We start from the raw sequence: 26,734 nt of genomic DNA, 5'->3' as shown, positions 1-26,734 counted from the left end.
TTGGTTGGTTTCATTGTTTTAATGTTTTTCAGGCTCTTACCAGCCCATTATTGTGTTTTGGCCGTGTTAGGCCAAAAGGATTGCGCCTCAGCGCAACCCGTCTTTACCCTCCGCATCTTTTGCTTCGAGTCCGCCGACACGCGGCAAAGGACGCCCGCTATCAGTGACAGCAACAGCCACCATGATTTCGTTAGCGCGCGGTGCGTCGTTTATGGTCACTTCGATTCCGTCAAAATGGCTGCGCACATAGGCCGCATCCTTGTGCCCCAGAGGCACATCAAGCACCTGGCCGGGGCTGCCCATTTTTTTGGAGGACGGAACCAGCGCGGCGCCCTTCTCGACGGCCTTCCTGAGCGGTGCACCCAACTTGGGGTGCAGGATTGCGGCGGCATGTTCAAGTTCGCCATTTTCGCCAACCATGGCGGATTTGCCGTAGGATTCGGCTTCTTCGGGCGTGATGCCAAGTGCCTGAACGCAGCGTTCACCTAAGATACCGCCAAGTTCGGCACCGATTTCCATCAGGTTGCTGAGGTCTTCTTCGTAACGTCCGGCGAAGGGGTTTTCAATCACGGCAACGGCCACGGCCTTGCGCGTGGGCGGTGTGATCTCGCGGCCCATTTCGCGCAGTGTTTCTTCTACCGTTACGACGATTTTTCTGATCTTCGCCTTCATTTCAACCCATCCTCTCCCTTGATCGCACCCGCTTCCAGACCACCAGCGCGGTTATGAACCCGCGCGCCATTGGTCATCACCAGCACCAGTGCCATTTCATCGGCGCGCGGTGCGTCGTTGCAGCCCACTTCGATAGAATCAAAGTGCGAGCGCACATAAGAGGCGGTGATATGGGTCACGGGCACATCGAGACGCGCGCCAACGCCGCCAACCTTCTTGGTCGAAGGCACGATGGCTTTGGAACGCTCTTCTCCCAACAATTCGCGCATCGCATAGCCGCCCGGCGCATGCCAGAGCGCGCCATGTTCAACCTCGCCTGCGCTGCCGACGATTGCGCCTTTGCCATAACCTTCGACCTTCTCGGCCCCGCCCATCAATTCGATCAGCCGGGTGGCCAGTTGGAGGCCCAAAGGTTTCAACTCTTCCATGAAGGGCTGAATATCGGGCGCATATTTTCCGGCAAAGGGGTTGGCAATCACCGCCATGGCCCAGGCCCGGCGGTAAGGGGTTTTCACCGGCTCACCGCCCTCGTGCCAAATCTCTTCAAGACTCTCGATGGTTTTTCTCAATTTGAGTTCAGGCATATTCTGTTTCCTTTAGTTCTACTCGTCCGATTGGCCCTACAACCCGGTTCTGCCCACGCAGGAACAGCGCCGCAGCATGGATCAAACCGGCTTGTCGCATGGTATTGGCTGCCTTGGCCCCGCGCATCAGGGCTTGGTCAACATCATTATCGCTTAGTGGCCCGACATGAGCGACCACCAAACGTTCGCCGAGATCGCTGTCGGGGCGAAGCTCGGTGGCTGGCGCGCGTGAAATCGCGCCGTGATCGGGCAGATCGACCGCATTGGCAATCAGCGTTGCCGCTACATCTGCGGCGGCGGCGTCGCATGCCAAAACCGTCACGCTTTCGGCGATGCCGAAAGACAGGCTGCGCCCGCCCTGCCCGCTGGTGGCGATCCCTGCAATGCCTTGGTTCGGGGTAATCTCGATCGCGCCAAGCCCGGCACCATCGAGCCCGGCCATGGCGAGGCGAAACCTCTCGTTAGCGGCCAGATACAGCGCAATATCTCCGCCATTGTTCACATAGGCGCGCCGCAAGCCGCCCGCCGCGACCATCGCCGCCAGCATATGGTCGGCCACGGCGCCCGCAACAGACGCCATTGGCGTAACAAAACCGCGATGGCGCGCCACCGCCTGCGTCATGCGTCTTGCCACGGGGCCATGGGGTGCGCTGTCGGCGCTCAATGGCTGGCGCAACACGTCCAGTTCATCCACCAGGGCTTCGAGCAGGCCATCAAACGCGGCTTCAGCCGCCGCAAAAGCCCGCTCTCGCGCGCCGTCTGCGCCGATTACCAGATCAATCGGCCCATGCTGCAAATGCAGCCGATCACCGGAGAGGCGCGCGCTGGAAAAGCTCATTTGTCCTCCCAGCGGTAATGGCCGCGTGCGTTGGGGTCATGGCCTGCTGCGCTTGGACCAACCTTGCGGGTTGCGTCGCTCACCACTGTGTCGACGGCCCTGATTTCCTTGGTGTGACCGCCCAGGGCCGCGTAGTCGCTGACCCGCATGGTGAATTCGATCGGGGCGACGATGGCGGGTGTGGGCACATAACCGAAAGCGTTGGAGGGCATCTCCATAACATCCGCCATCACCGTGATGCCGCCGCCGGGCCAAACGTAGGCTTCGGCTCCGCCACAGCTGACCCGGGTGAGGGCCTGGCGCACAGAGCGGGTAAGGCGCACGGGGTTTTCGGTTACACCCGCACGCAAGCTGCCGCCTGCACCGCCCATGAAGAGCACCGAACAAATCGAGGGTTCACAGTTCTCGGCAATGCGTTCTGCGCTGGCGCGCACGGCTTCGGGGGCAGATTTTGGCTGTGGCACAAGGTCGGCGTCAAGCTCGAAATAGGCCCATTGTTCGCCCGTTGTGGAAACCATGAAGAGGCGCAGCCCCTCCCAAGCCACGTTGGGTTTCCAATCACCCAGAATGGTCAACGGGTCTTCGATATCGGTGCCGCCCCAGCCAAGGCCCGGCTCGGCCACCTGAAAATAGCGTCCGGGGGTCGAACGGCGGCCTTTGATCTTGATGCCGGTGGGCGGCACGCCGAGGACCTGGCCCGCCGAATGTTCGCTGAGCACGCCGGTGATGTGGTCATCGACGACGACGACTTCGTCGACAATGTCGCACCATTGCTTGGCAAACATCCCGATGGCGGCCGAGCCACAGCCGACGCGCATCAGTTTTTCGGGCACACCGTTTACGATGGGTGGCTGGCCAGCTTGCACAACAACTTCAATCGAGTGGCCTTCTTCGCCGATCACCATGGTGACGGGCTCCCGATTGCACAGCTGCATCAATGCATCACAGGTCACGCGGCCTTCTTTCTTGGAGCCGCCAGTGAGGTGTTCGACCCCGCCCAGCGACAGCATTTTCGAGCCGTATTCCGAGGTCATCACATGGCCGATGGGTTCGCCATCTACCCGCACAACGTCGCGTTCATCGCCGAGATGGCGGTCGGTGTCGATTTTCACCTTAGCGCCGCAATAAGAGAAGATGCCTTCGGTCACGACCGTGACCATATCGACGCCTTCGACCTCCTGAGAGACGATGAAAGGGGCGGGTTTGTAATCGGGATAGGTGGTGCCCGCGCCGACAGCGGTGACAAAGCGGCGCTGGCCCTTGACGATATCGCCGTCCCAATCGCCCGCCTCATCGCCCTGAAGAAACGGCACCAGCTTCTCGGAGGTCATTTCGATCACGGTCAGCGGATCAAGGCGCACCAATTCGCCTGCGTGATTGGCATAGCGGTCGCAGGCGCCGGATTTACCCTCGGCGATGAAACACATCACCGGGCAGGCATCGCAGCGGATCTTTTCGACTTTCGCTCTCTCACTTGTCATGGAAGCCTCCCTTGCCGATTTCGGTCGCCGAAATCGGTTTGAAACATGCGCCGGAATTCGACTCAGACATCCGTGATCTCCCTCAGGGCAGCACGGAGCCGCGATGGCGTCACCGGCAGACGCGTGACCTGCACCCCGGTCGCATCGCGGATTGCGTTCAGGATCGCGGGCGCGGTCGGGATCAGGACATGTTCGCCCAATCCCTTGGCGCCATAAGGTCCGTGCGCGTCGGGATCCTCGATAATCAGCGTTTCGACCGGGGGCATGTCGCCCACCGTCGGGATCAGGTAATCATGCAGGTTCTCTGTGCGTCCGGGCAGGTATTCCTCCATCAAGGCCATGCCGAGACCCTGCGCGATACCGCCTTCCACCTGGCCCTCGACCAGAAGCGGGTTGATGGCCTTGCCCAGATCATGGGCCGCAACGAATTTCAGCGGTTTGACAGTGCCGAGCGCGGTGTCGACCTCCAAAACACAAAGATGCGCGGCATAGCCGAACTGGGCATATGGAATGCCCTGACCATTGGCATCGAGCGGTTTGGTCGGGGGGTCATAGGATTCCTGCGCGCGCAGCACATAGCCTTCGTCGTCTGGTGACAGCGCGGAAAGGTCGATTTCATGCACTCGGCCGCCATCGCGCACCGTCAACCCGCCTGCGCGGGGTATGATCTCGGCCCCCTCGCCTGCATTAGCGCGTTGCAGGATTTCGGTGCGCAAAGCTTCGCCGGTCAGTCGCGCGGCGTTGCCCGAAACAAAGGTCTGACGCGAGGCCGAAGTTTTGCCGGCGTCGGGTGTCACATCGGTATCACCGCCGATCAGCGCAAGCGCGCCCACAGGCACGCCCAGCGCGGTGGCGAAAATCTGAGCGATTACGGTGTTGGAGCCCTGCCCGATATCTGCCGCACCCTGATGCAACACGATCTGCCCATCGGCGCGCAGCCCGGCCTTGATCGTCGAGGGGTTGGGCAGCGACGTGTTGCCACATCCGTACCAGCCCGCCGCCAGACCGACACCGCGGCGAATGGTGCCGCCATCAGCGTTGAACTTTGCCGCCTCGGCGCGCTCTGCCTGCCAAGCCGGGCGTAGTGCCTCAAGGCAGGCCTTGATGCCGACGCCTTGCTCAAACACCTGTCCACAGACGGTCGGGGTGCCGTTTTCGAGCGCGTTGAGGATGCGGAATTCGAGCCGGTCGATGTTCAGTTGATCGGCCAGCGCATCATAAAGGCTTTCCTGCGCAACCGCCGCCTGCGGCACGCCAAAGCCGCGAAACGCCCCGGAAGGCGGGCAATGGGTGTGAATGCCTTTTGCCTCGGCCCGGTAATCGGCCACGGCGTAAGGTCCCGAGGCATGCACCGGCACACGATTGGCCACTGTCGGCCCCCAACTGGCGTAGGCACCGGTATTGAAGAGACCATCAAAGCGCATGCCACAGATGCGACCCGTCGCATCGGCGCCAATCTTGACGCTCATCTCTGCCGGGTGGCGCTTGGTGGTCGATTGCATCGATTCACGACGTTCATACGTCAGCCGCACGGGCCGCCCGGTTTTCAGCGCAGCAAGTGCCAGATAGGGCTGAACCGAAACGTCGAGCTTGGAGCCAAATCCGCCGCCCGTTGCGGTAGGCACAACGCGGATGCGGGAGCGGTCCATGCCGAGCACCATCTCGAGCGTATCAAGATCCATCACCGGCGCTTGTGTGCAGGCGTGGACTTCGACGCGGTCATTGACGATTTGGGCGAACCCGGCTTCGGGCTCGATATAGGCGTGCTCGACAAAGCTGGTGGTGAAATGCCCCTCGGCCAGCACGGCGGCGCGGGCCAGCGCAGACTCGGCATCGCCATGAGCGACAAAACCGCCGCACATCACATTGCCTTCGCGGGTTTCGTGCAGGCGGGGCGCATCCTCTGCCATCGCCGCCGGGACGCTTTGGGTGTCGGGCAATTGCGTCCAGACAATCGGGAAATCTTCGGCATCAAATTGGGCCATCACATCGGCCTCGCCCACAACGGCGGCCACGGCCTCGCCACGAAAGCGGGTCTCTTCAACGGCGAAAACCGGCTGATCTATGAAGGCGGGGATCACCCCGAAGAGGTTGGTTCCCGGAATGTCGTCTGCGCTCAGAACCGCTTTGATGCCGGGCCGCGCGGCGAAACCATCGAGATCCCCGAAAGCAAAGCGTGCGTGGGCGTGGGGGCTACGGATGATCTTGATCACCAGCGCATCAGGCGGGGCGACATCATCGCCGAACTGTTCGGTGCCGCGCACCTTCGGGCCGCTGTCGAGCTTGGCAATCGCCGCTCCGGCGTGGCCTTGGGCATCGGCCCCGGCGGCAAACCCACGATCCATCACAGCGTCGATGATCTTGGCATAGCCGGTGCAGCGACAAAGCACACCGCCCAGCGCATCCTTGACGGCGGTTTCATCGGGTGCGGGCGATGTGCGCAAGAGCGCCACAGCCGAGACCATCATGCCCGGCGTGCAGATGCCGCATTGCGCCGCGCCGCGCGCTTCGAACCTTGCGGCAAGACTGCGCGCCAGTGGCTCGTCGGCGTAAAGCCCGGCCAGAGTCTCAACCTTGCTCCCTGCCGCCTGTTGCGCGGGCATCAGGCAGGAACAGACCGGCGCGCCATCGACCAGAACGGTGCAGGCGCCGCAATCGCCCGCGTTACAGCCGATTTTCACGTCACGCGCACCGAGGCGTTCGCGCAGGCTTTCCGACAAACGCTCGCCGACGCGGGGCGCGACGCTGACGCGGTGACCATTGAGGGTGAAGGTTGTTTCAGGTGTCACGCGGCTATCCATTCCAGCCCTCGCAGATCAGTCGCGCCAACATCTCGCGTGCAGATTCAAGACGGTAGCCCGCCGTGCCGCGCACATCGTCGATCGGCGAAAGCGGCGCGAGATGCTCTTGGGTTATGTCAACATCACCGGGCTTTTGCCCGATAAGTGCGGCCTCCAAAGCGGCAAGCCTAAGCGCCACCGGCGAGCAAGCCCCCACGGCGATGCGCGCTATATCAAACCTGCCCTTGGAATCGAGACGCAGCAGAGCAGCCGTCATAGCGATTGAAATCACCAGATACCGGCGGCTGCCGAGCTTGGAAAACCGCCCCAAAGCGCCCTCGGGGGGATTGGGAAGATAAAGGCCGATCATCAGCTCGTCCGGCGCAAGTGCTGTCTGTCGCACGCCCGTGAGGAAATCGGTGAGTGGCATGCGGCGCGTTCCGGCGGCGCATGCCAGTTCGACTTCGGCGTCAAGCACCAACAGGGGCGGCACGCCATCCGCCGCCGGGGAGGCATTGCAGAGGTTGCCCGCCACCGTGCCGGCATTCTGGATCTGCACGCTGCCGACCTCGCGTGCGGCGGCTTTCAACCCATCGAAAGCCGCTGGCAAGTCGGCCTGCAGGATGTCGCTCCAGCGGGTTGCGGCACCGATACGCCATTGGTCGCCATCGCGCACGATGCCGCGCAGGTATTTGACTCGCGTGAGATCAAGCAGGCTTTGACGCGGCCCGCCCGACCCCATCGCGGGATAGAAATCGGTTCCACCCGCCACTGGAGTCACCCCGCCAAGGGCCATGATCTCGAGTGCCTCGTCCAGGTTATCCGGCGCATGATAGTTCAATATCGTCCCCCTGCGGACCTGTTCGTTAACTGTTTGTACACGAATGATATGGAGGGAAAGCGAGTCGTGTCAAAAGGTTTTAGTAAGCCCACGTCGGATTCGGCATGAAGCAGCGCCATGAAGCGCAAAGAATGAGCATGCAATCAGAGTGATAAACGCCGCGCCGGGGTGGCAGGCTCAGGCAGAGCGCGACAGGCGGTCTTCCATCACGTCAAAGGGAACGCCGGGTTCGTCCTTGGCGCAGCGGATCACCAGAGAGGTTTTTACCGAGGCAACGTTGTCCGCTGCGGTCAATTCCTCGGTAAGGAAGCTTTGAAAGGTCGATAGGTCCGGTGCCACGCATTTGAGGATGAAATCCACCTCGCCGTTGAGCATGTGACACTCGCGCACCAGCGGCCAATCACGGCAGCGCGCTTCGAACCTCGTAAGGTCCGCCTCGGCTTGGCTGACCAGCCCGACCATGGCGAAAACCTGAACCTCAAAGCCCAATGAGCGCGGATCGACTTCGGCATGGTAGCCACGGATGAAACCCTGCTCTTCCAGTGTACGGACCCGGCGCAGGCAGGGCGGCGCGGAAATGCCCACCCGCTTGGCCAACTCGACATTGGTCATGCGCCCGTCTGCCTGAAGCTCGGCGAGAATCTTGCGATCAATCGGATCAAGGCGGGAACCAGCCATGCGACGCTCTCTTTCTTGGATTTGCAGATGTTATAGCACCGCGTTATTTACGCGCAATAATGTTTCGCGCAAGGGTAATTTTCTGAGGTGCAAGCATATTCCACCAAGATGGCGGCACCATTTCGGTGACGCGGCTGCGCGCAGGTCTGTGGGCAGGGGTTTCATGTGCCGGGGTCGAACGCTATATCGCTTGCGATAGAGATTCCAGCACGAGGGCAAGAGATGGGCGAGACACGGCACACTAAGGTTCTGATCATCGGGTCGGGGCCCGCGGGCTATACGGCGGCAGTCTATGCCAGCCGCGCCATGCTGGAACCGATCCTGGTGCAGGGGATCGAGCCGGGCGGGCAGTTGACCACCACGACCGAGGTTGAAAACTGGCCCGGCGATACCGAGGTGCAGGGCCCCGATCTGATGGTGCGGATGGAGGCACATGCGCGCGCCGTTGGCACCGAGATCATCGGCGACATCATCACCGATCTCGACCTGTCCAAGCGCCCCTTCACCGCCAAGGGCGACAGCGGCACCACCTATAACTGCGATGCCGTGATCCTTGCGACGGGCGCGCGCGCCAAATGGCTTGGGCTGGAGAGCGAAGAAGCGTTCAAAGGGTTTGGAGTGAGCGCCTGTGCAACCTGTGATGGTTTCTTTTACCGGGGCCAGGAGATTGTTGTCATTGGCGGCGGTAACACGGCGGTGGAAGAGGCTTTGTTCCTGACCAATTTCGCAAGCAAGGTAACGCTGATTCATCGCCGCGATGAGCTGCGTAGCGAGAAGATCTTGCAAGACCGGCTGTTCAAGAACCCCAAGATCGAAACGCTTTGGTTCCACCAACTGGAAGAAGTGGTTGGCGACGATAACCCAAAGGGTGTGACTGGCGTAAAGGTCAAACACGTCGAGACTGGTGAGATCAAGGAAATCCCTTGCACGGGCGTTTTCATCGCCATCGGCCATGCGCCTGCCAGCGAACTGGTCAAGGATGTTCTGGAAACTCATATGGGCGGCTATGTCGTGACCAAGCCCGATAGCACCGAAACGTCAATTCCGGGCGTATTTGCCGCAGGTGATCTGACCGATCACAAATATCGCCAAGCGGTGACCAGCGCTGGAATGGGCTGTATGGCAGCGCTTGAGGCTGAAAGGTTTCTGGCCGAACAGGGCGCGTGAACCCACCGCCCTGAAAACAGGACATTAAAGTATCGACCAACGCCCCGCGTATAACGCGGGGCGTTTTGCGTTGCCGAATGGTCACGCCGCATAGTTTCGCGAAATCAAGCATTGCCCGAAGGCGGGAATTGCAAGATACGGAGTGCGTTCACGAATGAACACACTTTGAGCAGACCCGAATGACCCCGACCGACCCAAAATCGCCGATGCTGGAAGACGACCTGCGCTTCCGCCTGTTGCGCCAGCTTGATCTGGCGCCGGACGCGTCGCAGCGCCAGACCGCCACGGCGCTTGGCATCAGCCTGGGACGGCTCAACGCGCAACTGCGCGCCGCGATCGAGGCTGGTTTTGTCAGGACCAGCCAACGATCGGGGCCGGATCAGCGCCAGCGATATGCCTATGCCCTGACCGTCAAGGGCGCGGCGGAAAAGACCCGCCTGACCGACCAATTCCTTGCCAGGAAACTGGCAGAATACGACGCACTGCATGCCGAACTGACCGGCACAACCAGCAATTTGACGAATTTCAACCACAGGACCCAAATCATGCAAAACCAACTTGCTCCCATTCCGGAACTCTTTGTTTCCGCCGAAAGCGCCCAGAAGCTCAAGCGCGATGCGGCCGATCTCGTCTCCTGGGATCTGACGCCGCGCCAGATCTGCGATCTGGAACTGCTGATGAATGGTGGCTTCCATCCGCTCAAAGGCTTTCTGACGGAAAAGGACTATGATGGTGTGGTCGAGAACATGCGGCTGGCCGATGGCCGTCTTTGGCCGATGCCCATCACGCTGGATGTGAACGAAGAGTTTGCTGAGAAAATCGAAGTTGGACAGGATATTGCGCTGCGCGATCAGGAAGGTGTGATCCTTGCCACAATGACCCTGACCGACCGTTGGACCCCGGATAAAGCACGCGAGGCGGAAAAGGTGTTTGGCGCCGATGACAGCGCGCATCCGGCGGTGAACTATCTGCATAACACGGCGGGCAACGTATATCTGGGCGGGCCGGTCGTTGGCATTCAACAGCCGGTGCATTACGATTTTCGCGGACGGCGCGACACGCCGAACGAATTGCGCGCCTATTTCCGCAAGCTGGGCTGGCGCAAGGTGGTGGCGTTCCAAACTCGCAACCCGCTGCACCGCGCGCACCAGGAGTTGACCTTTCGCGCCGCGCGCGAGGCGCAGGCCAACCTGCTGATCCATCCGGTTGTCGGTATGACCAAACCGGGTGATGTCGATCACTTCACCCGTGTGCGTTGTTACGAGGCGGTGCTGGACAAATACCCATCCTCAACCACTTCGATGAGCCTGCTGAACCTGGCGATGCGCATGGCTGGTCCACGCGAAGCCGTTTGGCATGGGCTGATCCGCGCCAACCATGGCTGCACCCATTTCATTGTCGGGCGCGACCATGCCGGGCCGGGCAAAAACTCGAAGGGCGAGGATTTTTACGGTCCCTATGACGCGCAGGATCTGTTTCGCGAGCATCAAGCGGAAATCGGCTGTGAGATGGTCGATTTCAAACATATGGTCTATGTGCAGGAGCGCGCGCAATACGAGCCCGCCGATGAAATCGTGGACAAGGATAAGGTGACAATCCTGAACATTTCAGGCACCGAGTTGCGTCGCCGCCTTCAGGAAGGGTTGGAGATTCCGGAGTGGTTCTCGTTTCCCGAAGTGGTCAAGGAATTGCGCAAGACACGCCCGCCGCGCAGCCAGCAGGGCTTTACCGTTTTCTTCACCGGCTTCTCGGGATCGGGAAAATCGACCATTGCCAATGCGTTGATGGTCAAGCTGATGGAGATGGGCGGGCGCCCGGTGACGCTTCTGGATGGCGATGTCGTGCGTAAGAATCTCAGCTCGGAGTTGGGCTTTTCCAAGGAGCACCGCGATCTCAACATTCGCCGCATCGGTTATGTCGCCAGTGAGATCACCAAGAATGGCGGCATTGCGCTCTGTGCGCCGATTGCCCCCTATGCCACCACGCGGCGCGCGGTGCGCGAGGATATCGAAGCCTTCGGAGCCTTTATCGAAGTGCATGTGGCGACCACGATCGAGGAATGCGAACGGCGCGACCGCAAGGGGCTTTACAAGCTGGCCCGCGAAGGAAAGATCAAGGAATTCACAGGGATTTCAGACCCTTATGATGTTCCCGAAAATCCGGAACTGCGGGTTGAAACCGAGAATGTGGATGTCGACAATTGCGCCCATCAAGTCATTCTCAAACTTGAGAGCATGGGGCTGATTGCAGCGCAATAAGCCCTTTGGAACGACGTTTGGCAAAGCCCCCGGCCCCTTTCAAGGTTCGGGGGCTTTCGTTTGTTCAGGCGTGTGGTGTGCCACCGGCGAGCACGATTTGATAGAGCGGCCGGTCAATATTGCCGCCCGACAGGACCACGCCCACCTTGCGGCCCCTGAGGCTGTCTTTTTCCTTGAGAGCGAGCGCCAGCGCTGCCGCCCCTGCCCCTTCGGCCAGATTGTGCGTGGCGCTGTAATAGAGGCGGATGGCGGCGGCGATCTCGTCATCCGAGACTGCGCCGATGTGGTGGGCTTTCTCTGAATAGATATCAAACGCCGCCTGCACCGGGATGCGCACCGCCATGCCATCGGCAAAGGTATCGGCACTGTTGGTTTCAACCAGATGCCCAGCCTGGAGCGATAGCTTGGCGCCTGCCGCTCCCTCGGCCACGACACCGACGATTTCAGCCCGCGCGCCCAGCGCATCGCGCGCCGCGATGGTGCCGCACAGCCCCGAGCCACAGCCGATCGGCACATAGACCACATCGAGATCAGGGTGCGCGTTGAACAACTCATAGCCATAGGTGGCCACGCCGCGCACAAGCTCGGTATGGAATGGGGGAACCGGGAAAAGGGGCTCGGACTCGGCCATGCGCATGGCTTCTTCGCGCGCTTCGTCAAAATCGGCGCCATGTTCGATCAACTCGGCCCCGAAGGCGCGCATGGCGGCGTTTTTCTCGGCGGAATTGCCGTGCGGCACGACGATTTTCGCGCGCAGCCCCATGGCGACCGCCGCGCGCGCCTGTGATTGGCCATGATTGCCGCGAGTCGCGGTCACGATGCCCTGCATCTCGGGGTGGGTGCGTTTGAGCCAGTCCAGAAACGTAATCCCGCCACGCACCTTGAAGGCACCGGTGGGCGCGTGATTCTCATGTTTGACAATGCATGTCGCTCCCAATGCCTCGGCCAGAAGCGGCCAGTCATGCGCCGGGGTGGGCGCCATGAAACGGGAAACGAGTGCATGCGCGTCTTCAAGCTCGGATTTGGTGAACATGTTTTGTCCTTCGTTAAACCAATTTTGAGAGTGGCAGCCAAGGACTACGGGGTAAACCCCGCCTTCTGTTTGGGAAATTGACCGCCTGAGACGCGCCGCGGCGCGACAATTGGTCACAAGCGATCGGTGACGGTTCAACCCCATGAGGCAAATAAGCGCAGGAATGCGAAGGGGAAATCCGTGCCATCGCGTAAGCGCCTATTGTCCTCGGTTTATAAAACGCCCTAAAAAGCGGCGATCTGATCGAAAAAACAGCAATCTTGTCAAAGGTAGAGGTTCAAGCATAAATCATGGACGAAAAACTCGAACTGGTACTTTCCGAAATCGAACGCCGTAATGCCGGTGAAGCCGAGTTTCATCAGGCCGCCCGCGAAGTGCTGGAAAGCCTCGGGCCGGTTATCGCCCGCCATCCCGGGTATCTCAAAGATTCTCTGCTTGAGCGCATTTGCGAGCCTGAACGCCAGATCATCTTTCGCGTGCCTTGGGTTGACGACAAGGGCAATGTGCAGATGAACCGTGGTTTCCGGGTCGAGTTTAATTCCGCACTTGGCCCTTACAAGGGCGGCCTTCGGTTTCACCCAAGCGTCAACATCAGCATCGTCAAGTTTCTCGGCTTTGAGCAGATCTTCAAGAACGCGCTGACCGGGCTGCCAATCGGTGGCGGCAAGGGCGGGTCAGATTTCGACCCACGTGGTCGTTCAGAAGGCGAAATCATGCGGTTTTGCCAGTCGTTCATGACCGAGCTTTATCGTCATATCGGCGAATACACCGATGTGCCGGCAGGCGATATCGGTGTGGGTCAGCGCGAACTCGGCTTCATGTTCGGGCAATACAAGCGCATCACCAACCGCTATGAATCCGGTGTATTGACCGGCAAGGGCCTGCGCTGGGGCGGCAGCCGCGTGCGCACCGAAGCGACGGGTTATGGCACGGTCTATTTCCTCGAGCGCATGATGGCGGGCCAAAAACTCGGAATCGAAGGGCGTCGGGTCGTGGTTTCGGGCTCGGGCAATGTGGCGATCTATGCGATTGAAAAGCTGCAAATGCTTGGCGCGACCGTGGTCGCCTGCTCGGATTCCGATGGCTATATCGTGGACGATAACGGGATCGACCTTGAGATGATCAAGGAGATCAAGGAGCGTCGGCGCGAACGGCTCTCGGCCTATCCGAAAATGCGTGGTGACAGCGCGCACCATGTTGTAGACGGTAGCATCTGGGATGTGCCTTGCGACCTCGCCCTGCCCTGTGCCACTCAGAATGAGTTGAACGGAAAAGCGGCACGCAAGTTGATTGGCAACGGACTGCTTGCGCTGGCCGAAGGGGCGAACATGCCCTGCACAGCCGAGGCTGTGCGGTTGTTTCGTGACGCGAAAGTGCTCTATGCGCCGGGCAAGGCCAGCAATGCGGGCGGCGTGGCGACTAGCGCGCTTGAAATGCAACAGAACGCCTCGCGCGATAGCTGGACCTTTGAGCAGACCGAAACCCGGTTGGCCACCATCATGCACAAAATTCATGACCGTTGTGCATCGACTGCGGAAGATTACGGAATGCCCGGCAACTATGTCGCGGGTGCCAATATCGCAGGCTTCTTGCGGGTTGCGGAAGCGATGCGTGCGCTCGGCGTGATCTGAGTCTGACCGTTCAGCGCAGGGGCCGGGAGCTATTCCGGCCCGGCGCGCCCCGATCCAAATACCCGCAGATCAGTGATCAGTGCACCGTAACCGGGGCGAGATCGTTCTGGCGGGCCAACACGAAGGCCAACGCACGGTCACGCACCAGCGCGAGTTGTTCACCATCGGCGCGGTGGACCGCATAGAGGCTATCAAGCCCGCCCACTTGCTCGCGCACCTCGGCTGGTAGATCTTTCACCGCGACCTTGCGGACATAGACGATCCGATTGTCCTGCACGTCCTGGAATTCATATTTGGTATGCATGAGCGTTACCCCTTTCTAATCTGCACCGTTTGCACCACCGCATCGGGTTTCGCGCGGGTGAGATCGACGTGCAGGAGCCCATTCTCCATCACGGCCTCGCCCACTTCGACACCATCGGCCAAAACGAAGCTACGCTGAAACTGGCGTCCGGCAATCCCGCGATGCAGGAAGACGCGACCTTCGTAGTCGTCAGATTGGCGTCCGCGGATGACCAACTGGCGGTCCTCGACGGTGATCGCCAGATCATCCTCTCCAAACCCGGCCACGGCCAGCGTGATACGATAAGAATTCTCCGAGGTTTGTTCGATATTGAAGGGCGGATAGCCCTCGTTACCGGATTTGGCATTGCGCTCAAGCAGACGCTCAAGCTGATCGAAGCCAAGGAGATAGGGGTGTGACCCCAAGGTAAGTTTCGTCATCGACACGGGCCCTTTTACGGTTCAAGCGACACATGTATTCGCGGCCCCGTTATGGCAGCCGCCTAAGAGGAATATGGGAGTGTCGGCGGGCATGCGCAAGGGCTTTGCCTAATCTCGGTAAATCAGTATCTTAGATACAGCCGAAGAGAAGGAATCATGCCGGTATGAACGCGCCCAGCGATATCTCGATGAAAAACGATGACGTGCTGCGTGTGGAACTGGAAGTGTTCCGTTGTGAGCACCGCGATCTGGACGAAGCAATCCGGGCGCTGGAGGAAAAGGGCACGGCAGATCAGCTGACTGTCAGGCGGTTGAAGAAGCAGAAATTGCGACTGAAAGACGTGATCGCCATCCTCGAAGATCGTCTGACCCCGGATATCATTGCCTGAGCCGGATTAATCCCTATAGTGCGGTTTTTCCCGAAAACGAGCCTTTGCAGGGACAGATCATGAGCGACGTGAAAGTGGGCATCATTATGGGCAGCCAATCGGATTGGCCCACGATGAAACAAGCGGCCGATATTCTGGACGAGTTGGGCATTGCCTATGAGACACGGATCGTCTCGGCGCATCGCACGCCTGACCGGTTGTGGGAGTATGGGCGCAGCGCAGTTGAGCGCGGTTTGCATGTGATTATCGCGGGTGCTGGCGGGGCGGCGCATCTGCCCGGCATGATGGCGTCCAAGACCCGCGTGCCTGTGATCGGCGTGCCGGTGCAGACCAAGGCGCTTTCGGGTGTCGATAGCCTCTATTCCATCGTGCAGATGCCCAAAGGTTTTCCCGTGGCCACCATGGCGATCGGCGCGGCCGGCGCGGCCAATGCCGGGCTGATGGCGGCGGGTATTCTGGCGGTGAGCGATGCCGCGCTGGCAGGGCGGCTGGATGCATGGCGCGCGGATTTGGCAGCCTCGATCCCCGAGGTTCCAAGCGATGAGTAACGCGTTGGCGCAGGGATCTGTGATTGGCATATTGGGCGGCGGGCAACTGGGGCGGATGCTGTCGGTGGCGGCGGCGCGACTGGGCCTCAAGACCGTGATATTTGAGCCGGGCGCCGATTGCCCGGCCAGTCATGTAGCCGATCAACATGTGCACGCCGACTATAACGACCAAGCAGCGCTGCGCCGGTTTGGCGAAAGCGTCGATGTGATCACCTATGAGTTTGAGAACATCCCGACTTCGGCCCTCGATATCCTTGAAAAGATGAAACCCATTCGCCCCGGCCGCGAGGCGCTGCGGGTGAGTCAGGACCGCATCATCGAGAAGGATTTCCTGAGTAAGCTGGGCCTTAAACTGGCCCCCTATAGGGCGGTGAATTCCCAAGCCGATCTGGAGGCCGCTCTTGGCGATATCGGCGCACCTGCGATTCTGAAAACCTGCCGCATGGGCTATGACGGCAAGGGACAGGCGCGACTCTCGGCTGCGGGCGATGTGGCCGAGGCATGGGCCGCGATGCAAGGCGCGCCGTCAGTTCTGGAAGGGTTCGTGGAATTCTCGCACGAGGTTTCGGTCATCGCGGCAAGAGGCGTAAGCGGCGAAGTTGCGTGTTTTGATCCCGGCGAGAACGTGCACCGGGATGGAATTTTGCGCACGACGACGGTACCTGCGCGGCTGTCGCCAAGCCAGCGCAGCGATGCGGTGTTGATTGCTGCGGGAATTCTTAACGCGCTTGATTATGTCGGGGTATTGGGGGTTGAGCTTTTCGTCACACCGCAGGGGCTGATCGTCAACGAAATCGCGCCGAGGGTGCATAATTCCGGCCATTGGACGCAACAGGGCTGCACTGTGGATCAGTTCGAGCAGCATATCCGCGCGGTTGCTGGCTGGTCTCTGGGTGATGGCGGGCGGTATTGCGATGTGGTGATGGAGAACCTGATTGGCGACGATATGGCACAGGTGCCAGAGCTTGCACGTGCACCAAATTGCGCGCTTCACCTCTATGGCAAAGCGGACGTGAAACCCGGGCGAAAGATGGGGCATGTAAATCGCGTGGTGACCGCAAAAATTTGAGCCACTTCTACAACCATACTGTAGAAGTGAGTCTCGCGTAATCGGAGTCTTATGGATGCAGCATCCCCTGTCGAAAGCGAACGAAACGCAGGTGGATTTTCTGGATAAATTACGCGGGTTTTCGGAGTTTGGCCGCCAGACGGAAGAACTCTTGGATGGCGACATCCCATATTTCGTCAACGAGTATTGGACATCGGAGCAGCGCCGTTCGCATGCGCTGCACGAGATTTCCTATCGCGCCTGTTTCAAGGCACAACTGCCGGCATTTTTCATCCAGCGCCTGACGCGGCCGGGCGACACGGTGCATGACCCCTTCATGGGGCGCGGCACCACGCCGATTGAAGCGGCGCTCTTGGGGCGCGATGTGATCGGCAATGACGTGAACCCGCTTTCGACCATGTTGGCGCGCCCCCGCACCGTGCCGATGAGTGTCGAGAAGTTGCAAGAAACCCTTGCCGAAATCGACTGGCAGGAGCGCGCCCCGCTACAGCCCGAATTGGAGGCATTTTATCACCCGGTGACGCTGAGCCATCTGGAGCAGTTGAAGGAATGGATCGCCGGGCGGGTTGCGGCGGACGGGAGCCTTGATCCGACAACCGACTGGATCCGTATGATCGCGCTGAACCGGCTAAGTGGGCATTCGCCGGGTTTTTTCTCGGGCCGATCCATGCCACCTAATCAAGCGGTCTCGCTCAAATCGCAACTTCGGATCAACGCAAAGCTGGGCGTGACGCCGCCGCAAAAGGATGTGGCGGCCATCATCCTGAAGAAGGCCAAATCGCTCTTGCGGCAGGGCGCGGCAGAAAACGGCGTGCGCGCGCAGTTTTTCACCGGTGCGGCCGACGAGACGCACGGGATTGATGGCGGGTCCGTCGATCTGGTCGTTACCTCGCCGCCGTTTCTGGATGTGGTGAATTACGCCGCCGACAACTGGCTGCGCTGTTGGTTTGCCGGGATCGACCCCGCCGGGGTAAATATTGCGATGCTGCGCACGCAGGATGCCTGGAGCGAAATGGTGCATGAGGTGCTGCGCGAACAGGCCCGCATTCTGCGCCCCGGCGGGCATGTCGCGTTCGAGGTCGGCGAGGTGCGTGGCGGCAAGGTTTTGCTTGAGCGGCTGGTCTGGGCGGCGGCGGCGGGGCTGCCGTTTGAGCGGCTCGGCGTGATGGTGAATGATCAGGATTTCACCAAGACGGCCAATTGCTGGGGCATCTCGAATGGAACCAAGGGCACCAACACCAATCGGATCGTGCTCTTGCGGCGGAGTTAGCTTGGCAAAACCCTGCTCGAAATAGAAAACGGGCAGGGAAACGCCCCTGCCCGTTTCGCTGCGATAGTCCCGCGTTCAGTGACCCAGAATCTGGCTGAGGAACAGCTTGGTGCGTTCGCTCTGCGGGTTGTTGAAGAACTCTTCCGGCTCGTTCTGTTCGATGATTTGGCCAGCATCCATAAAAATCACGCGGTTGGCGACCTGACGGGCAAAACCCATCTCGTGGGTCACGCAGAGCATGGTCATGCCTTCTTCCGCCAGCTCGATCATCGTGTCGAGAACTTCCTTGATCATCTCGGGGTCAAGCGCCGAGGTGGGTTCGTCAAACAGCATGATCCGGGGCTGCATACACAGGCTGCGGGCAATCGCCACCCGCTGTTGCTGACCACCCGAGAGTTGGCCGGGGAATTTGTCGGCCTGTTCGGGGATCTTGACCTTTTCGAGATAGTGCATCGCGGTTTCCTCGGCCTCGCGACGGGGGATCTTGCGCACCCAGATCGGCGCGAGAGTCAGATTGTCGAGAATGCTGAGATGCGGGAAGAGGTTGAAATGCTGGAACACCATGCCGACCTCGCGGCGGATCTTGTCGATGTTCTTGAGATCGTTCGAAAGCACCGTGCCATCGACCACGATCTTGCCCTGCTGATGTTCTTCCAGCGCGTTGATGCAGCGGATCAGCGTCGATTTACCCGAGCCTGACGGACCCGCGATAACGATCCGTTCGCCCTGCTGCACGGTAAGGTTGATGTCGCGCAGCACATGGAATGTGCCATACCACTTGTTCATATTGGTGATTTCGATGGCGACTTCGTCGCTCACCTGCATCTTCGAGCGGTCGATTTCACGTTCGGTTGCAAGTTGTGACATAGGGGCCTCCTTAGCGACCGGTATGGAGCTTGCGCTCCAGATACATGGAATAGCGGGACATGGAGAAACAGAAGATGAAGAACATCAGCGCGATGAACCCGTAGATCTCCCAGACGATACCGTTCCAGGCCGAATCAGCCCGAATCGCGGTGCTGAGCCCGAGCGGATCGAGCAGACCAATGATCGACACCAGCGTGGTATCCTTGAACAGCCCGATGAATGTGGAAACGATGCCTGGGATCGAGATTTTCAACGCCTGCGGCATTATGATCAGGCGCTGTGCCTGCCAATAGTTGAGGCCAAGACTATCGGCCCCTTCGTACTGACCCGTGGGCAGAGCAGCAAGGCCGCCGCGGATCACTTCGGCCATATAGGCAGAGGCAAACAGCGTGGCCATGATGATCACCCGCAGGATGATATCAAAGCTCGTGCCTGGCGGCAGGAAGATGTTCAAAAGCGTCGAGGCGACGAACAGCAGCGTGATCAGCGGCACACCGCGAATGAACTCGATAAAGCCAACACAGAGCGACTTCAGAAGCGGCAGATCGGATTGCCGACCCAGCGCCAGAAGAATCCCCAGCGGTAGAGATATGGCGATGGCCACGACCCCGATAGTAAGCGACAGCATCATTCCCCCGAAATCGCGACTTTGCACGGGCCGCAGCCCGATGCGGGCGACGTCGGCATAGGTCATGTCGATGGTCGACTGCGTCGATTTCGCATCGCTTTCGAGCTTGAGCGCTTCTTCCAAGGCATCGACATCGCCGGCCGGAATATCGAGGTCTTCCGCAACAATCCGAACCTTGAACGCCTTGAGACCGTTTTCGGTATGTATGTGTGAGACAGTATCGGGCAAAGCTGCCCGAGCTTGTGCTGCGGCGTCGCGCAGGGCGGGTAGTTTTTCTTCAAGCGCGGGCATATCGAGGATTCGCCGCTTGAGCGTTTCCATATCCGAAAGCTGCGTATCGACCACGTTTTTCTCAGTGCGCAGGTTTGCCAGCGTAACACGCTCCGGTTTGACCTTGTCGATCAGCGCAGCATAAGCACCTTCACCGGATGCGAGGGCATCGTCTCCGACTTTCAGGGCTTCATTAATGCTGGCCTGAGTTTCTTTGATTTCAGCATCCAAGCGCGTGGAGTCAGCGCTCAGAGCTTCGATATCGGAATTCAGCTGCACAAGCCTGCTATCAATCCGAGCTGTGCCGACGGCAGTGTTTGTCGCCCCCGAAACCGCCGCGAGCCCCCAGACAAACCAAGCCGCAACAAAGATCGTCGCAACGATGATCGCCATCAACGAAGAAGTCCGGCTCTCGACCAGTTTGTAGATTGCAAAAGCCAGAACCAAACCGAGAAGCACCAAAAGCGGCACCCAGACCGCGCCCCCCCAAAGAAGCCATGGGAAGATCAGCGGATAGACCGCCGTGAACCACAGCAGCTTTGCCGGAACCTTGTCAGAAAACAGGACCGGCGCCAGAGCTACGGCGAGAAGCAGAAAGGCCAGAATTGGGCGCCAATAGAGGTCCGCAGGGTAAAAACCAAAGAAAAGCTGAACCCAACGATCCCGGATCACCCCCCAGCAAGCTCCGCTAAAATGCCCTTCGCGGCCAATTTCAAGCAAGAGCGCGCGGCATTCAGTCAGCGACGCTGCGTTCCATGTCGGCGACATGATCCAAGGTAATACCGTCGCAAGCACATAGAGAACGAACAACAGCGACAGCACCGTCAGCGCAGAGTTCAAAACGCCGGAAAACAGATTCTGGCGCATCCACCCAACGGCCCCGGTCGTCGACGCAGGAGGCTCGCGTTCGGGAAGCATAGTGTCGCGCACAAAGGCGACAGTTTCGGCATGTGTGTCGCTCATATTACCGCTCCACCAATTTCATTCGGTTGTTATACCAGTTCATCACCGCTGAGATGCTAAGCGAGATGGTGAGATAGATCAGCATGCCCAACAGCACCGTTTCCAGTTCTCGACCTGTCTGGTTGAGCGTGATGCCCATCAGAGTGCCTGTAATGTCCATATACCCTACGGCAATTGCCAAAGAGCTGTTCTTGGTCAGGTTCAGGTATTGAGAAATCAATGGCGGAATAATCACCCGGAGCGCCTGGGGCAGAACCACAAGGCTCATGATACGCTTGGAGCGCAATCCAAGCGCCGCTGCCGCTTCGGTCTGACCGGAGCTGATTGCCATGATCCCCGCGCGCACGATTTCAGCGATGAAGGCCGCCGTATAGAGCGAAAGGGCGATCCAGAGCGCGATCAGTGAGTTGCGCAGATGAGTGCCGCCCTCAAACCGCGGAATACCTTTTTCGGTAATCGCAGGGAGTTCAACTTCAATCGCCTTGCCTTCGGTGAAATCAGCGGGAAGCACTGAAAGCGGCATGGCTTCACAGGTTTCACGGGCCCTGATGATCAGCTTTGAGTTGGTTTCAATCTGGGCGCGCGCCTTGTCGACATCCTTGCCACCAGCGGCAATGACTTCACGTGCCTTTTCGCTCACACGATCAAGATGTGCGGTGGACGTGGCAAAGCAGCGTTCTTTGATGTCGTTCAGAGTGGCGTCGATGCGGTTTGCACTCACGACCATCAGATCGCATTTCCCCTCTGCCATCGCATTAAGCGAAGCATTTGGGCTGAAGTATTGGCGTCGCCGCTGCGGCACTTCGGACGCCACAAGATATCGCAGCCCGTTCAGCGAGGCCGCGTCACCACCAGAGTGGCAATAAGAGATAGCGCCCTTTTCTTCCGCAAAGGCCGACAGGGTATCAACCCCTGCAACGCCCCCGGCGATATAGGCCTGTTGACGCTGTGTGGTGACGGCCGAGACCGCCAGGAAAGCCAAACCAAAAGGGACAATGACAAGACCCAGCGAAGCCAGCAACGTTTTAGGGCGTTGGCCGGTCTGCTCCTGAATCCGAGCAGCACGTTTTCGCAAATAACGGATGCCCAGTAGTGAACAGATCACGGCCAGAATCAGAACCCAGAAATAACTGGCCGGGACGATGCGCGGGATAAACACACCCTGATTGGAAAACGCCAGCGAATCAAACAGCCACATCGAAGAATTGGGCGGATCGCCTCGGAATTCTTTGGGATGCGGTAAGCTTTCAATCAGAATCGCCATGATGAAAACGATCCAGAGCAGCACGGGCACATTGCGGAAGATTTCAACATAGATCGCCATCAGCCGCGACACGAGCCAGTTCTTGGAAAGACGCAGGACGCCGATCAGCACACCAAGCACAGTGGCCGCGATACAACCAAGGGCCGCCACCAGAAGGGTGTTGAGGATACCGGCAATGGCGGCACGGAAATGCGAGTGCTGGTTGTTGTAGTCGATCAGACGCTGGTTAATGTCATAACCTGCGGGCTCACTCAGAAACCGAAACGACGGTTCCTTGCCGAGATCAGAAAGATTCTGCGCCGTGTTGGATATCAGCCAGCCAATTAGTAAAAGAAAACCGATCAGCGCGACAACCTGGATCGTCATGGATCGGTAGCGCGTGTCATAGATGAGTTGCGATAGCCGAAATCCCTCGCTCGGAGGGTCGGTAAGCGTTGTCATAGGCGACGTCCCTGTCTGTTGCCCGGACCCTATCATCGGCGAGGTTTGCCCCGCTCGAAAAAGCCCGCTTCTTTGGTTTGGAAAAGGGCGCGGAAGTGATCCGCGCCCTTTCCCTCAAGTCTTAGCGGAACGGCGGTGCGTAGATCAGCCCGCCATTGGTCCACTGTGCGTTGAGACCACGCGAGATGCCGATCGGTGTCGATTCACCGATGTTCTTCTCGAAAAGCTCGCCATAGTTGCCACCGGCCATGATCGCATTCTTGGCCCAATCAGCACTGAGGCCGAGCATCTCGCCGAGGTTGCCTTCGGTGCCGAGCAGACGGTTGATCTCGGGGTTGTTGCCCGCAGCCGCCGACATCTCGCCGATATTGGCCGATGTGATGCCGAGCTCTTCGGCTGCGATCAGCGCGTTCAGCGTCCAGCGCGCCACGTCGCCCCATTCGTCGTCCCCATGACGCACGAGCGGGCCAAGCGGCTCTTTCGAGATGATTTCGGGCAGAACGATGTGATCGCCCGGATTTTCGAAAGTTGCACGCGTTGCGGCCAGGCCGGATGCGTCGGTGGTGTAAACGTCGCAAGCGCCAGCGAGATACTGCTGTTGTGCTTCGGCGTTGGTTTCAATCGGAACCGGCTCATAGCTGATGTTATTCGTGCGGAAGAAATCCGCGAGGTTCAACTCGGTCGTGGTGCCGGTCTGAATGCAGACGGTCGAGCCATCAAGCTCTTTCGCCGAGCTGACGCCGAGCGATTTTGGCACCATGAAGCCTTGGCCGTCATAGTAGTTCACGCCAATGAAGGTGAACTTGAGATCGACATCGCGCGAGAAAGTCCAGGTTGTGTTACGAGCCAACAGGTCGATCTCGCCAGAGGCGAGCGCGGTGAACCGGGTTTTGCCAGTTGTCGGCACGAACTCAACTGCCTTGGAGTCGCCAAGAACGGCAGCCGCAACAGCGCGGCACACATCAACGTCAAAACCTTTCCATTCGCCATTGGCGTCAGGCAGGGAGAAACCGGCAAGGCCAGTTGAAACACCACAGTTCAGCTTGCCACGGGCTTTTACGTCATCAAGCGTACCAGCAGCAGCGACTCCGGCGGTCAAACCTGCTACTGTTAGTGCGCCGAGAAATACGGTTCTTTTCATTTTTACCTCTTCCTGATTGTCCGCCGTTTTGCAGGCGATATTCTCCGGCTGTCCCAGCCGGGTTCGAATTTCGAAGGGTTGCTGCCCCTTCAATGCAGACAAGTCTGGTCGGATTCATCGCAAAACGTCAAGCGTTTCATCAGCAGAAAGAATGATTGCAATCGGGGAGTTTGGACTTTCAGCTCGCTTTTCAAGCAATTTACCAAAGGTAAACCTCGATCAGCTCTGGGACGCGATCCGAAACAGATCTGCCGCGTGCAAGAAAGCGGTGCGTTTGATCGCGGCCATGGCCGTGGCTTCTTCGTCGGCGCCCCATTGCTCCTCCTGCCAGGTCTCGTCGATGCGCGACAAATCCCAGAGCGCCGTCGCTGGTTGCTGCCTGCGCGCCGCAGCCAGACCAAGCACATACGAGCCGCTGAGGCTGACCAGGTCATGAAATGCGGTCAATTCATAGGCATCCATTGCCCGCGTCAGGGCCGCAATGCGGCCCAAAGCCTCGGAGCTTTGCGGTTGGTGTATGACACCGGAAAAATACCTGAGATCAATCCCTTGATCATCACGCGCCCATTCAAGAAGCGGATCCCACCCGGCTTGCTGTCGCGCCACAAGCTCTTGAGGCGTTTCGGCGCGATAGCATAGGAGATCAGCGTCGCCATAGGCGGCTATAAGGTCGGCCACTTCTGCATGCTGCACGCGCACCTTGTCGATGGCCGCATTGGCCGACCGGGTGAACGGCATGGCCATCGGGTCAACCTCACCCTCCTGAGCGTCCCATTCGGCCGCAATCCGTGCCGCCAGCGCATCCATCGGCACCACCAAAGGTTGCTTGGCCGGGGTTTGCAGCGCGCGCCCGTCAAGCAGAACGGTAAATCCGTCGTCCAGGGGCGCGACGGTGGCTTCTTTCCAAAACCGCTTGATTTTCTTTACACTCATAGACGATTCTCCGCTTTCAAGGGCAGAACGGTATCTATCGCTCGCGGCAATTGCGAAAACCCCGAGATCACCAGCGCCGCATCGAGCGATTCAGCCGGGTGGTAGCCCCAGTTGACCCCGATTGCACAGGTCCCCGCCGCGCGCGCCATTTCCATGTCAAACGTGGTGTCGCCGATCATCACCGCGTCAGAGGCCCCTACCCCGGCCTCATCAAGGGCCGCCTGTAGCATTGCGGGGTGCGGTTTGGACGGGTGGAAATCTGCCACCTGTCGGGTGACAAAGAACCGCGTCAGATCATGCGCTTCGATCAGCGCATCAAGGCCACGTTTCGATTTGCCGGTGGCCACACCCATAAGCAGGAACGGATCGCGGGCAAGTGTTTCCAGCGCGTCGAGCGCACCATCATAGAGCGGTGACGCGCCCTGCATCTGGCGCTGGTGAAAATAGGCGGATCGATAACCCGCAACAAGCGCAGTCCGGCGCGCCTCGGGAAGATCGGGCGCCAAGCGGGCCATTGCCTGATCCAGCGACAGGCCGACGATTGCGAGGATTTCGGCGCGCAAGGGTGCGGGCAGGTTTTCACCCTCAAAGGCGGCGGTCATGGCAGAGACGATTTCGCTCTGACTATCGGCCAGGGTGCCATCGACATCAAAAACCGCCAGCCGCAGTTGCGTGCTCATGGCATCGCCTCGAACGGGTCTTCGGCGGCCATGTCAGGCGCCCAACCCAGATTGTCGAACGTGGCGGCCATATGGTCGGGTAGCGGTGCCGTGATGGTGATCAACTTGCGCGTGACCGGATGTTCGAAACGCATCATCCGGGCGTGCAGGTGCAGCTTGTTCGAGATGATCCCGCCCAGTTGCGCGCCCCAGCCATCGCCCATGTTTTCCTGGCCCGAGCCGCCATATTTGCCGTCACCGATGATCGGGTGTCCGATTTCGGCCATATGTGCACGCAGTTGGTGGGTGCGCCCCGTAATCGGCTCCATCGCCACCCAGGCGGCACGGCTGGCCACCCTGTAGAGCGTGGCATACTGGGTGATCGCACGCTTGGCGCCATAGGTCTTCTCGACGTCGCGCGGATGCAGGCAAAGCATCTTTTCACCCTCGCCCTTGGCACCGTGGCCCGGCGCCTTGACCAGCCCATATTTGATTTCACCAAGATAGGGATGCGGCACACCGGCCACCACGGCCCAATAGATCTTGCGCGTTTCACGATGGCGCATCGCGGCCGTCAGGGCGGCGGCCATCGCCCGCGTGCGGGCCAAAAGGAGCACGCCCGAAGTGTCCTTGTCGAGCCGATGCACCAGGCGGGGTTTTTCATCGACGTCAAAACGCAGCGCCTCGGAGAGGCCATCGACATGACGGGTCTGTTTCGACCCCCCCTGAGACGGCAGGCCGGGAGGCTTGTTGATCGCGATGATATGATCGTCGCGCCAGAGCACGGCATCCTGCATCATTCTGGCGTCGGCGGCGGAGACATGCACGTTTTGCGCAGGGTTTCTCGGGATTTCGCCGGGCTCGGGCAGCGGCGGGATGCGCACATTCTGGCCTTCCTCGACACGAGTCGAGGTTTTCACCCGCGCGCCATCAACCCGCAAATCGCCCTTGCGGCACATTTTTTCGATACGCCCCTGGGGCACATGCGGGAAGCGACGGCGAAACCAGCGATCAAGCCTCTGGTCGCCTTCTCCGGCCTCGATCGTCACGTTTTGAACTTTGCTCATGTGTAAAACCCCCGTGTCAGATACATCGCCAGCACAATTGCCCCGAGCGATAACAGGACTGAGGCCACCACATAGAAACAGGCCAGCACCACTTCTCCACGCTCAAAGATTGCAATCGTATCAAGCGAAAAGGCCGAGAAAGTGGTAAAGCCACCCAGGATCCCTGTCATCAAGAAGGGGGCCAGCCGCGTGCTGCCGTCCTTGTAAGCCAGTGCTACGACCAGAACACCCATCAGGAATGAGCCGATCACGTTTACCGCCAGCGTTCCCCACGGGAAACCCGGACCCATCAGCCGCATCGCGCCGATTGACGTAAGATAGCGGGCAGAAGCGCCAATAGCGCCGCCAAGGGCGACCTGAAGAAGGGTTGTGACCATGGGCTGGTCTGTCTCAGGGGGCGGGCGGTTTGTCAAGCTGGCAAGGGCGGGGCGCAGGGTCGGTGACGCGCGCCAGACGTAACGGCGGGGGGGCCAGCCCCCCGCACCACAGGTAAAAGCGGGGGGCCAGCCCCCCGCACCCCCCGGGATACTTTTGGCAAG

At 59.6% G+C, this 26,734-nt stretch carries 24 protein-coding genes and 1 pseudogene; 7 read left to right on the top strand and 18 right to left on the bottom strand.

What is annotated here, in order from left to right; translation table 11 throughout:
• Positions 1 to 87: 87 nt before the first annotated feature.
• From LZG00_16495 to LZG00_16465, 7 genes are all read right to left on the bottom strand, one after another.
• On the bottom strand, positions 88 to 672 hold the full coding sequence (locus LZG00_16495) for an amino acid synthesis family protein (GenBank protein MCF3595592.1): 585 nt from the start codon (positions 670 to 672) through the stop codon (positions 88 to 90).
• Positions 669 to 1,256, bottom strand: coding sequence for an amino acid synthesis family protein (locus LZG00_16490; GenBank protein MCF3595591.1), 588 nt, complete (start codon positions 1,254 to 1,256; stop codon positions 669 to 671). The genes LZG00_16495 and LZG00_16490 overlap by 4 nt, the downstream gene beginning before the upstream one ends.
• Positions 1,249 to 2,094: a UPF0280 family protein gene (locus LZG00_16485; GenBank protein MCF3595590.1), complete on the bottom strand. Its 846-nt coding sequence runs from the start codon at positions 2,092 to 2,094 to the stop codon at positions 1,249 to 1,251. The genes LZG00_16490 and LZG00_16485 overlap by 8 nt, the downstream gene beginning before the upstream one ends.
• Entirely contained in the window at positions 2,091 to 3,575 is a 1,485-nt protein-coding gene (locus LZG00_16480) for a 6-hydroxynicotinate reductase (protein ID MCF3595589.1), read from the bottom strand. Before LZG00_16480 ends, LZG00_16485 begins: the two co-directional genes overlap by 4 nt.
• Positions 3,576 to 3,637: 62 nt before the next feature.
• Positions 3,638 to 6,376, bottom strand: a complete 2,739-nt coding sequence (locus tag LZG00_16475) for a molybdopterin-dependent oxidoreductase (protein MCF3595588.1) — start codon at positions 6,374 to 6,376, stop codon at positions 3,638 to 3,640.
• Positions 6,369 to 7,196 carry an FAD binding domain-containing protein gene (locus LZG00_16470; protein ID MCF3595587.1) on the bottom strand — a complete coding sequence of 276 codons (828 nt, stop codon included), beginning with the start codon at positions 7,194 to 7,196 and terminating at the stop codon, positions 6,369 to 6,371. Before LZG00_16470 ends, LZG00_16475 begins: the two co-directional genes overlap by 8 nt.
• Positions 7,197 to 7,373: 177 nt before the next feature.
• Positions 7,374 to 7,874 (bottom strand): Lrp/AsnC family transcriptional regulator, encoded by a 501-nt coding sequence (locus tag LZG00_16465; protein MCF3595586.1) that lies wholly within the window; start codon positions 7,872 to 7,874, stop codon positions 7,374 to 7,376.
• Between the two features lie 222 nt (positions 7,875 to 8,096).
• Between LZG00_16465 and trxB the strand changes: the two genes are divergently transcribed.
• Together trxB and LZG00_16455 are read left to right on the top strand one after the other, a co-directional pair.
• Positions 8,097 to 9,041: a thioredoxin-disulfide reductase gene (trxB, locus tag LZG00_16460; protein ID MCF3595585.1), complete on the top strand. Its 945-nt coding sequence runs from the start codon at positions 8,097 to 8,099 to the stop codon at positions 9,039 to 9,041.
• A gap of 179 nt (positions 9,042 to 9,220) precedes the next feature.
• Positions 9,221 to 11,299, top strand: a complete 2,079-nt coding sequence (locus LZG00_16455) for a bifunctional sulfate adenylyltransferase/adenylylsulfate kinase (GenBank protein ID MCF3595584.1) — start codon at positions 9,221 to 9,223, stop codon at positions 11,297 to 11,299.
• Positions 11,300 to 11,363: 64 nt separating this feature from the next.
• Here the strand turns inward: LZG00_16455 and LZG00_16450 are convergent, their stop codons facing one another.
• A complete protein-coding gene (locus LZG00_16450; protein MCF3595583.1) occupies positions 11,364 to 12,332 on the bottom strand; it encodes a threonine dehydratase in 969 nt (322 codons plus the stop codon).
• Between the two features lie 290 nt (positions 12,333 to 12,622).
• On the opposite strand from LZG00_16450, the gene gdhA reads away from it, so the two are divergent.
• Positions 12,623 to 13,963 carry an NADP-specific glutamate dehydrogenase gene (gdhA, locus tag LZG00_16445; protein MCF3595582.1) on the top strand — a complete coding sequence of 447 codons (1,341 nt, stop codon included), beginning with the start codon at positions 12,623 to 12,625 and terminating at the stop codon, positions 13,961 to 13,963.
• Positions 13,964 to 14,039: 76 nt separating this feature from the next.
• On the opposite strand, the gene LZG00_16440 is transcribed toward gdhA, so the two are convergent.
• Positions 14,040 to 14,267, bottom strand: coding sequence for a DUF1150 domain-containing protein (locus tag LZG00_16440; protein MCF3595581.1), 228 nt, complete (start codon positions 14,265 to 14,267; stop codon positions 14,040 to 14,042).
• A gap of 5 nt (positions 14,268 to 14,272) precedes the next feature.
• Positions 14,273 to 14,686 (bottom strand): Hsp20 family protein, encoded by a 414-nt coding sequence (locus LZG00_16435; GenBank protein ID MCF3595580.1) that lies wholly within the window; start codon positions 14,684 to 14,686, stop codon positions 14,273 to 14,275.
• Between the two features lie 164 nt (positions 14,687 to 14,850).
• Here LZG00_16435 and LZG00_16430 point away from each other — a divergent pair, with 164 nt between their 5' ends.
• From LZG00_16430 to LZG00_16415, 4 genes are read left to right on the top strand one after another with little or no spacing between them, the layout of a single operon-like run.
• Positions 14,851 to 15,075 carry a DUF465 domain-containing protein gene (locus tag LZG00_16430; protein ID MCF3595579.1) on the top strand — a complete coding sequence of 75 codons (225 nt, stop codon included), beginning with the start codon at positions 14,851 to 14,853 and terminating at the stop codon, positions 15,073 to 15,075.
• A gap of 59 nt (positions 15,076 to 15,134) precedes the next feature.
• Positions 15,135 to 15,623 (top strand): 5-(carboxyamino)imidazole ribonucleotide mutase, encoded by a 489-nt coding sequence (gene purE, locus LZG00_16425; protein ID MCF3595578.1) that lies wholly within the window; start codon positions 15,135 to 15,137, stop codon positions 15,621 to 15,623.
• A complete protein-coding gene (locus tag LZG00_16420) occupies positions 15,616 to 16,692 on the top strand; it encodes a 5-(carboxyamino)imidazole ribonucleotide synthase (protein ID MCF3595577.1) in 1,077 nt (358 codons plus the stop codon). Before purE ends, LZG00_16420 begins: the two co-directional genes overlap by 8 nt.
• Before the next feature lie 55 nt (positions 16,693 to 16,747).
• On the top strand, positions 16,748 to 17,962 hold the full coding sequence (locus LZG00_16415; GenBank protein ID MCF3595576.1) for a site-specific DNA-methyltransferase: 1,215 nt from the start codon (positions 16,748 to 16,750) through the stop codon (positions 17,960 to 17,962).
• Positions 17,963 to 18,037: 75 nt separating this feature from the next.
• Here the strand turns inward: LZG00_16415 and LZG00_16410 are convergent, their stop codons facing one another.
• From LZG00_16410 to crcB, 8 genes and pseudogenes are all read right to left on the bottom strand, one after another.
• Positions 18,038 to 18,787 (bottom strand): amino acid ABC transporter ATP-binding protein, encoded by a 750-nt coding sequence (locus LZG00_16410; GenBank protein ID MCF3595575.1) that lies wholly within the window; start codon positions 18,785 to 18,787, stop codon positions 18,038 to 18,040.
• Positions 18,788 to 18,839: 52 nt separating this feature from the next.
• Positions 18,840 to 19,484 (bottom strand): annotated as a pseudogene (locus LZG00_16405) (amino acid ABC transporter permease).
• 1,207 nt (positions 19,485 to 20,691) lie between these two features.
• Positions 20,692 to 22,395, bottom strand: coding sequence for an ABC transporter permease subunit (locus LZG00_16400; protein MCF3595574.1), 1,704 nt, complete (start codon positions 22,393 to 22,395; stop codon positions 20,692 to 20,694).
• A gap of 121 nt (positions 22,396 to 22,516) precedes the next feature.
• A complete protein-coding gene (locus tag LZG00_16395) occupies positions 22,517 to 23,536 on the bottom strand; it encodes an amino acid ABC transporter substrate-binding protein (protein MCF3595573.1) in 1,020 nt (339 codons plus the stop codon).
• 219 nt (positions 23,537 to 23,755) lie between these two features.
• On the bottom strand, positions 23,756 to 24,469 hold the full coding sequence (locus LZG00_16390; GenBank protein MCF3595572.1) for an ATPase: 714 nt from the start codon (positions 24,467 to 24,469) through the stop codon (positions 23,756 to 23,758).
• Positions 24,466 to 25,149 carry an HAD-IA family hydrolase gene (locus tag LZG00_16385; GenBank protein MCF3595571.1) on the bottom strand — a complete coding sequence of 228 codons (684 nt, stop codon included), beginning with the start codon at positions 25,147 to 25,149 and terminating at the stop codon, positions 24,466 to 24,468. The genes LZG00_16390 and LZG00_16385 overlap by 4 nt, the downstream gene beginning before the upstream one ends.
• Positions 25,146 to 26,195, bottom strand: a complete 1,050-nt coding sequence (locus LZG00_16380) for an RluA family pseudouridine synthase (GenBank protein ID MCF3595570.1) — start codon at positions 26,193 to 26,195, stop codon at positions 25,146 to 25,148. The genes LZG00_16385 and LZG00_16380 overlap by 4 nt, the downstream gene beginning before the upstream one ends.
• Positions 26,192 to 26,572 (bottom strand): fluoride efflux transporter CrcB, encoded by a 381-nt coding sequence (gene crcB / locus LZG00_16375; GenBank protein MCF3595569.1) that lies wholly within the window; start codon positions 26,570 to 26,572, stop codon positions 26,192 to 26,194. The genes LZG00_16380 and crcB overlap by 4 nt, the downstream gene beginning before the upstream one ends.
• Positions 26,573 to 26,734: the final 162 nt, after the last annotated feature.

It is taken from the genome of Rhodobacteraceae bacterium LMO-JJ12 (genome assembly GCA_021555075.1).
Taxonomy (GTDB): domain Bacteria; phylum Pseudomonadota; class Alphaproteobacteria; order Rhodobacterales; family Rhodobacteraceae; genus JAKGBX01.
Note: the sequence above shows the minus strand (reverse complement) of the source record. Positions and strands in the feature narration are given on the sequence as shown.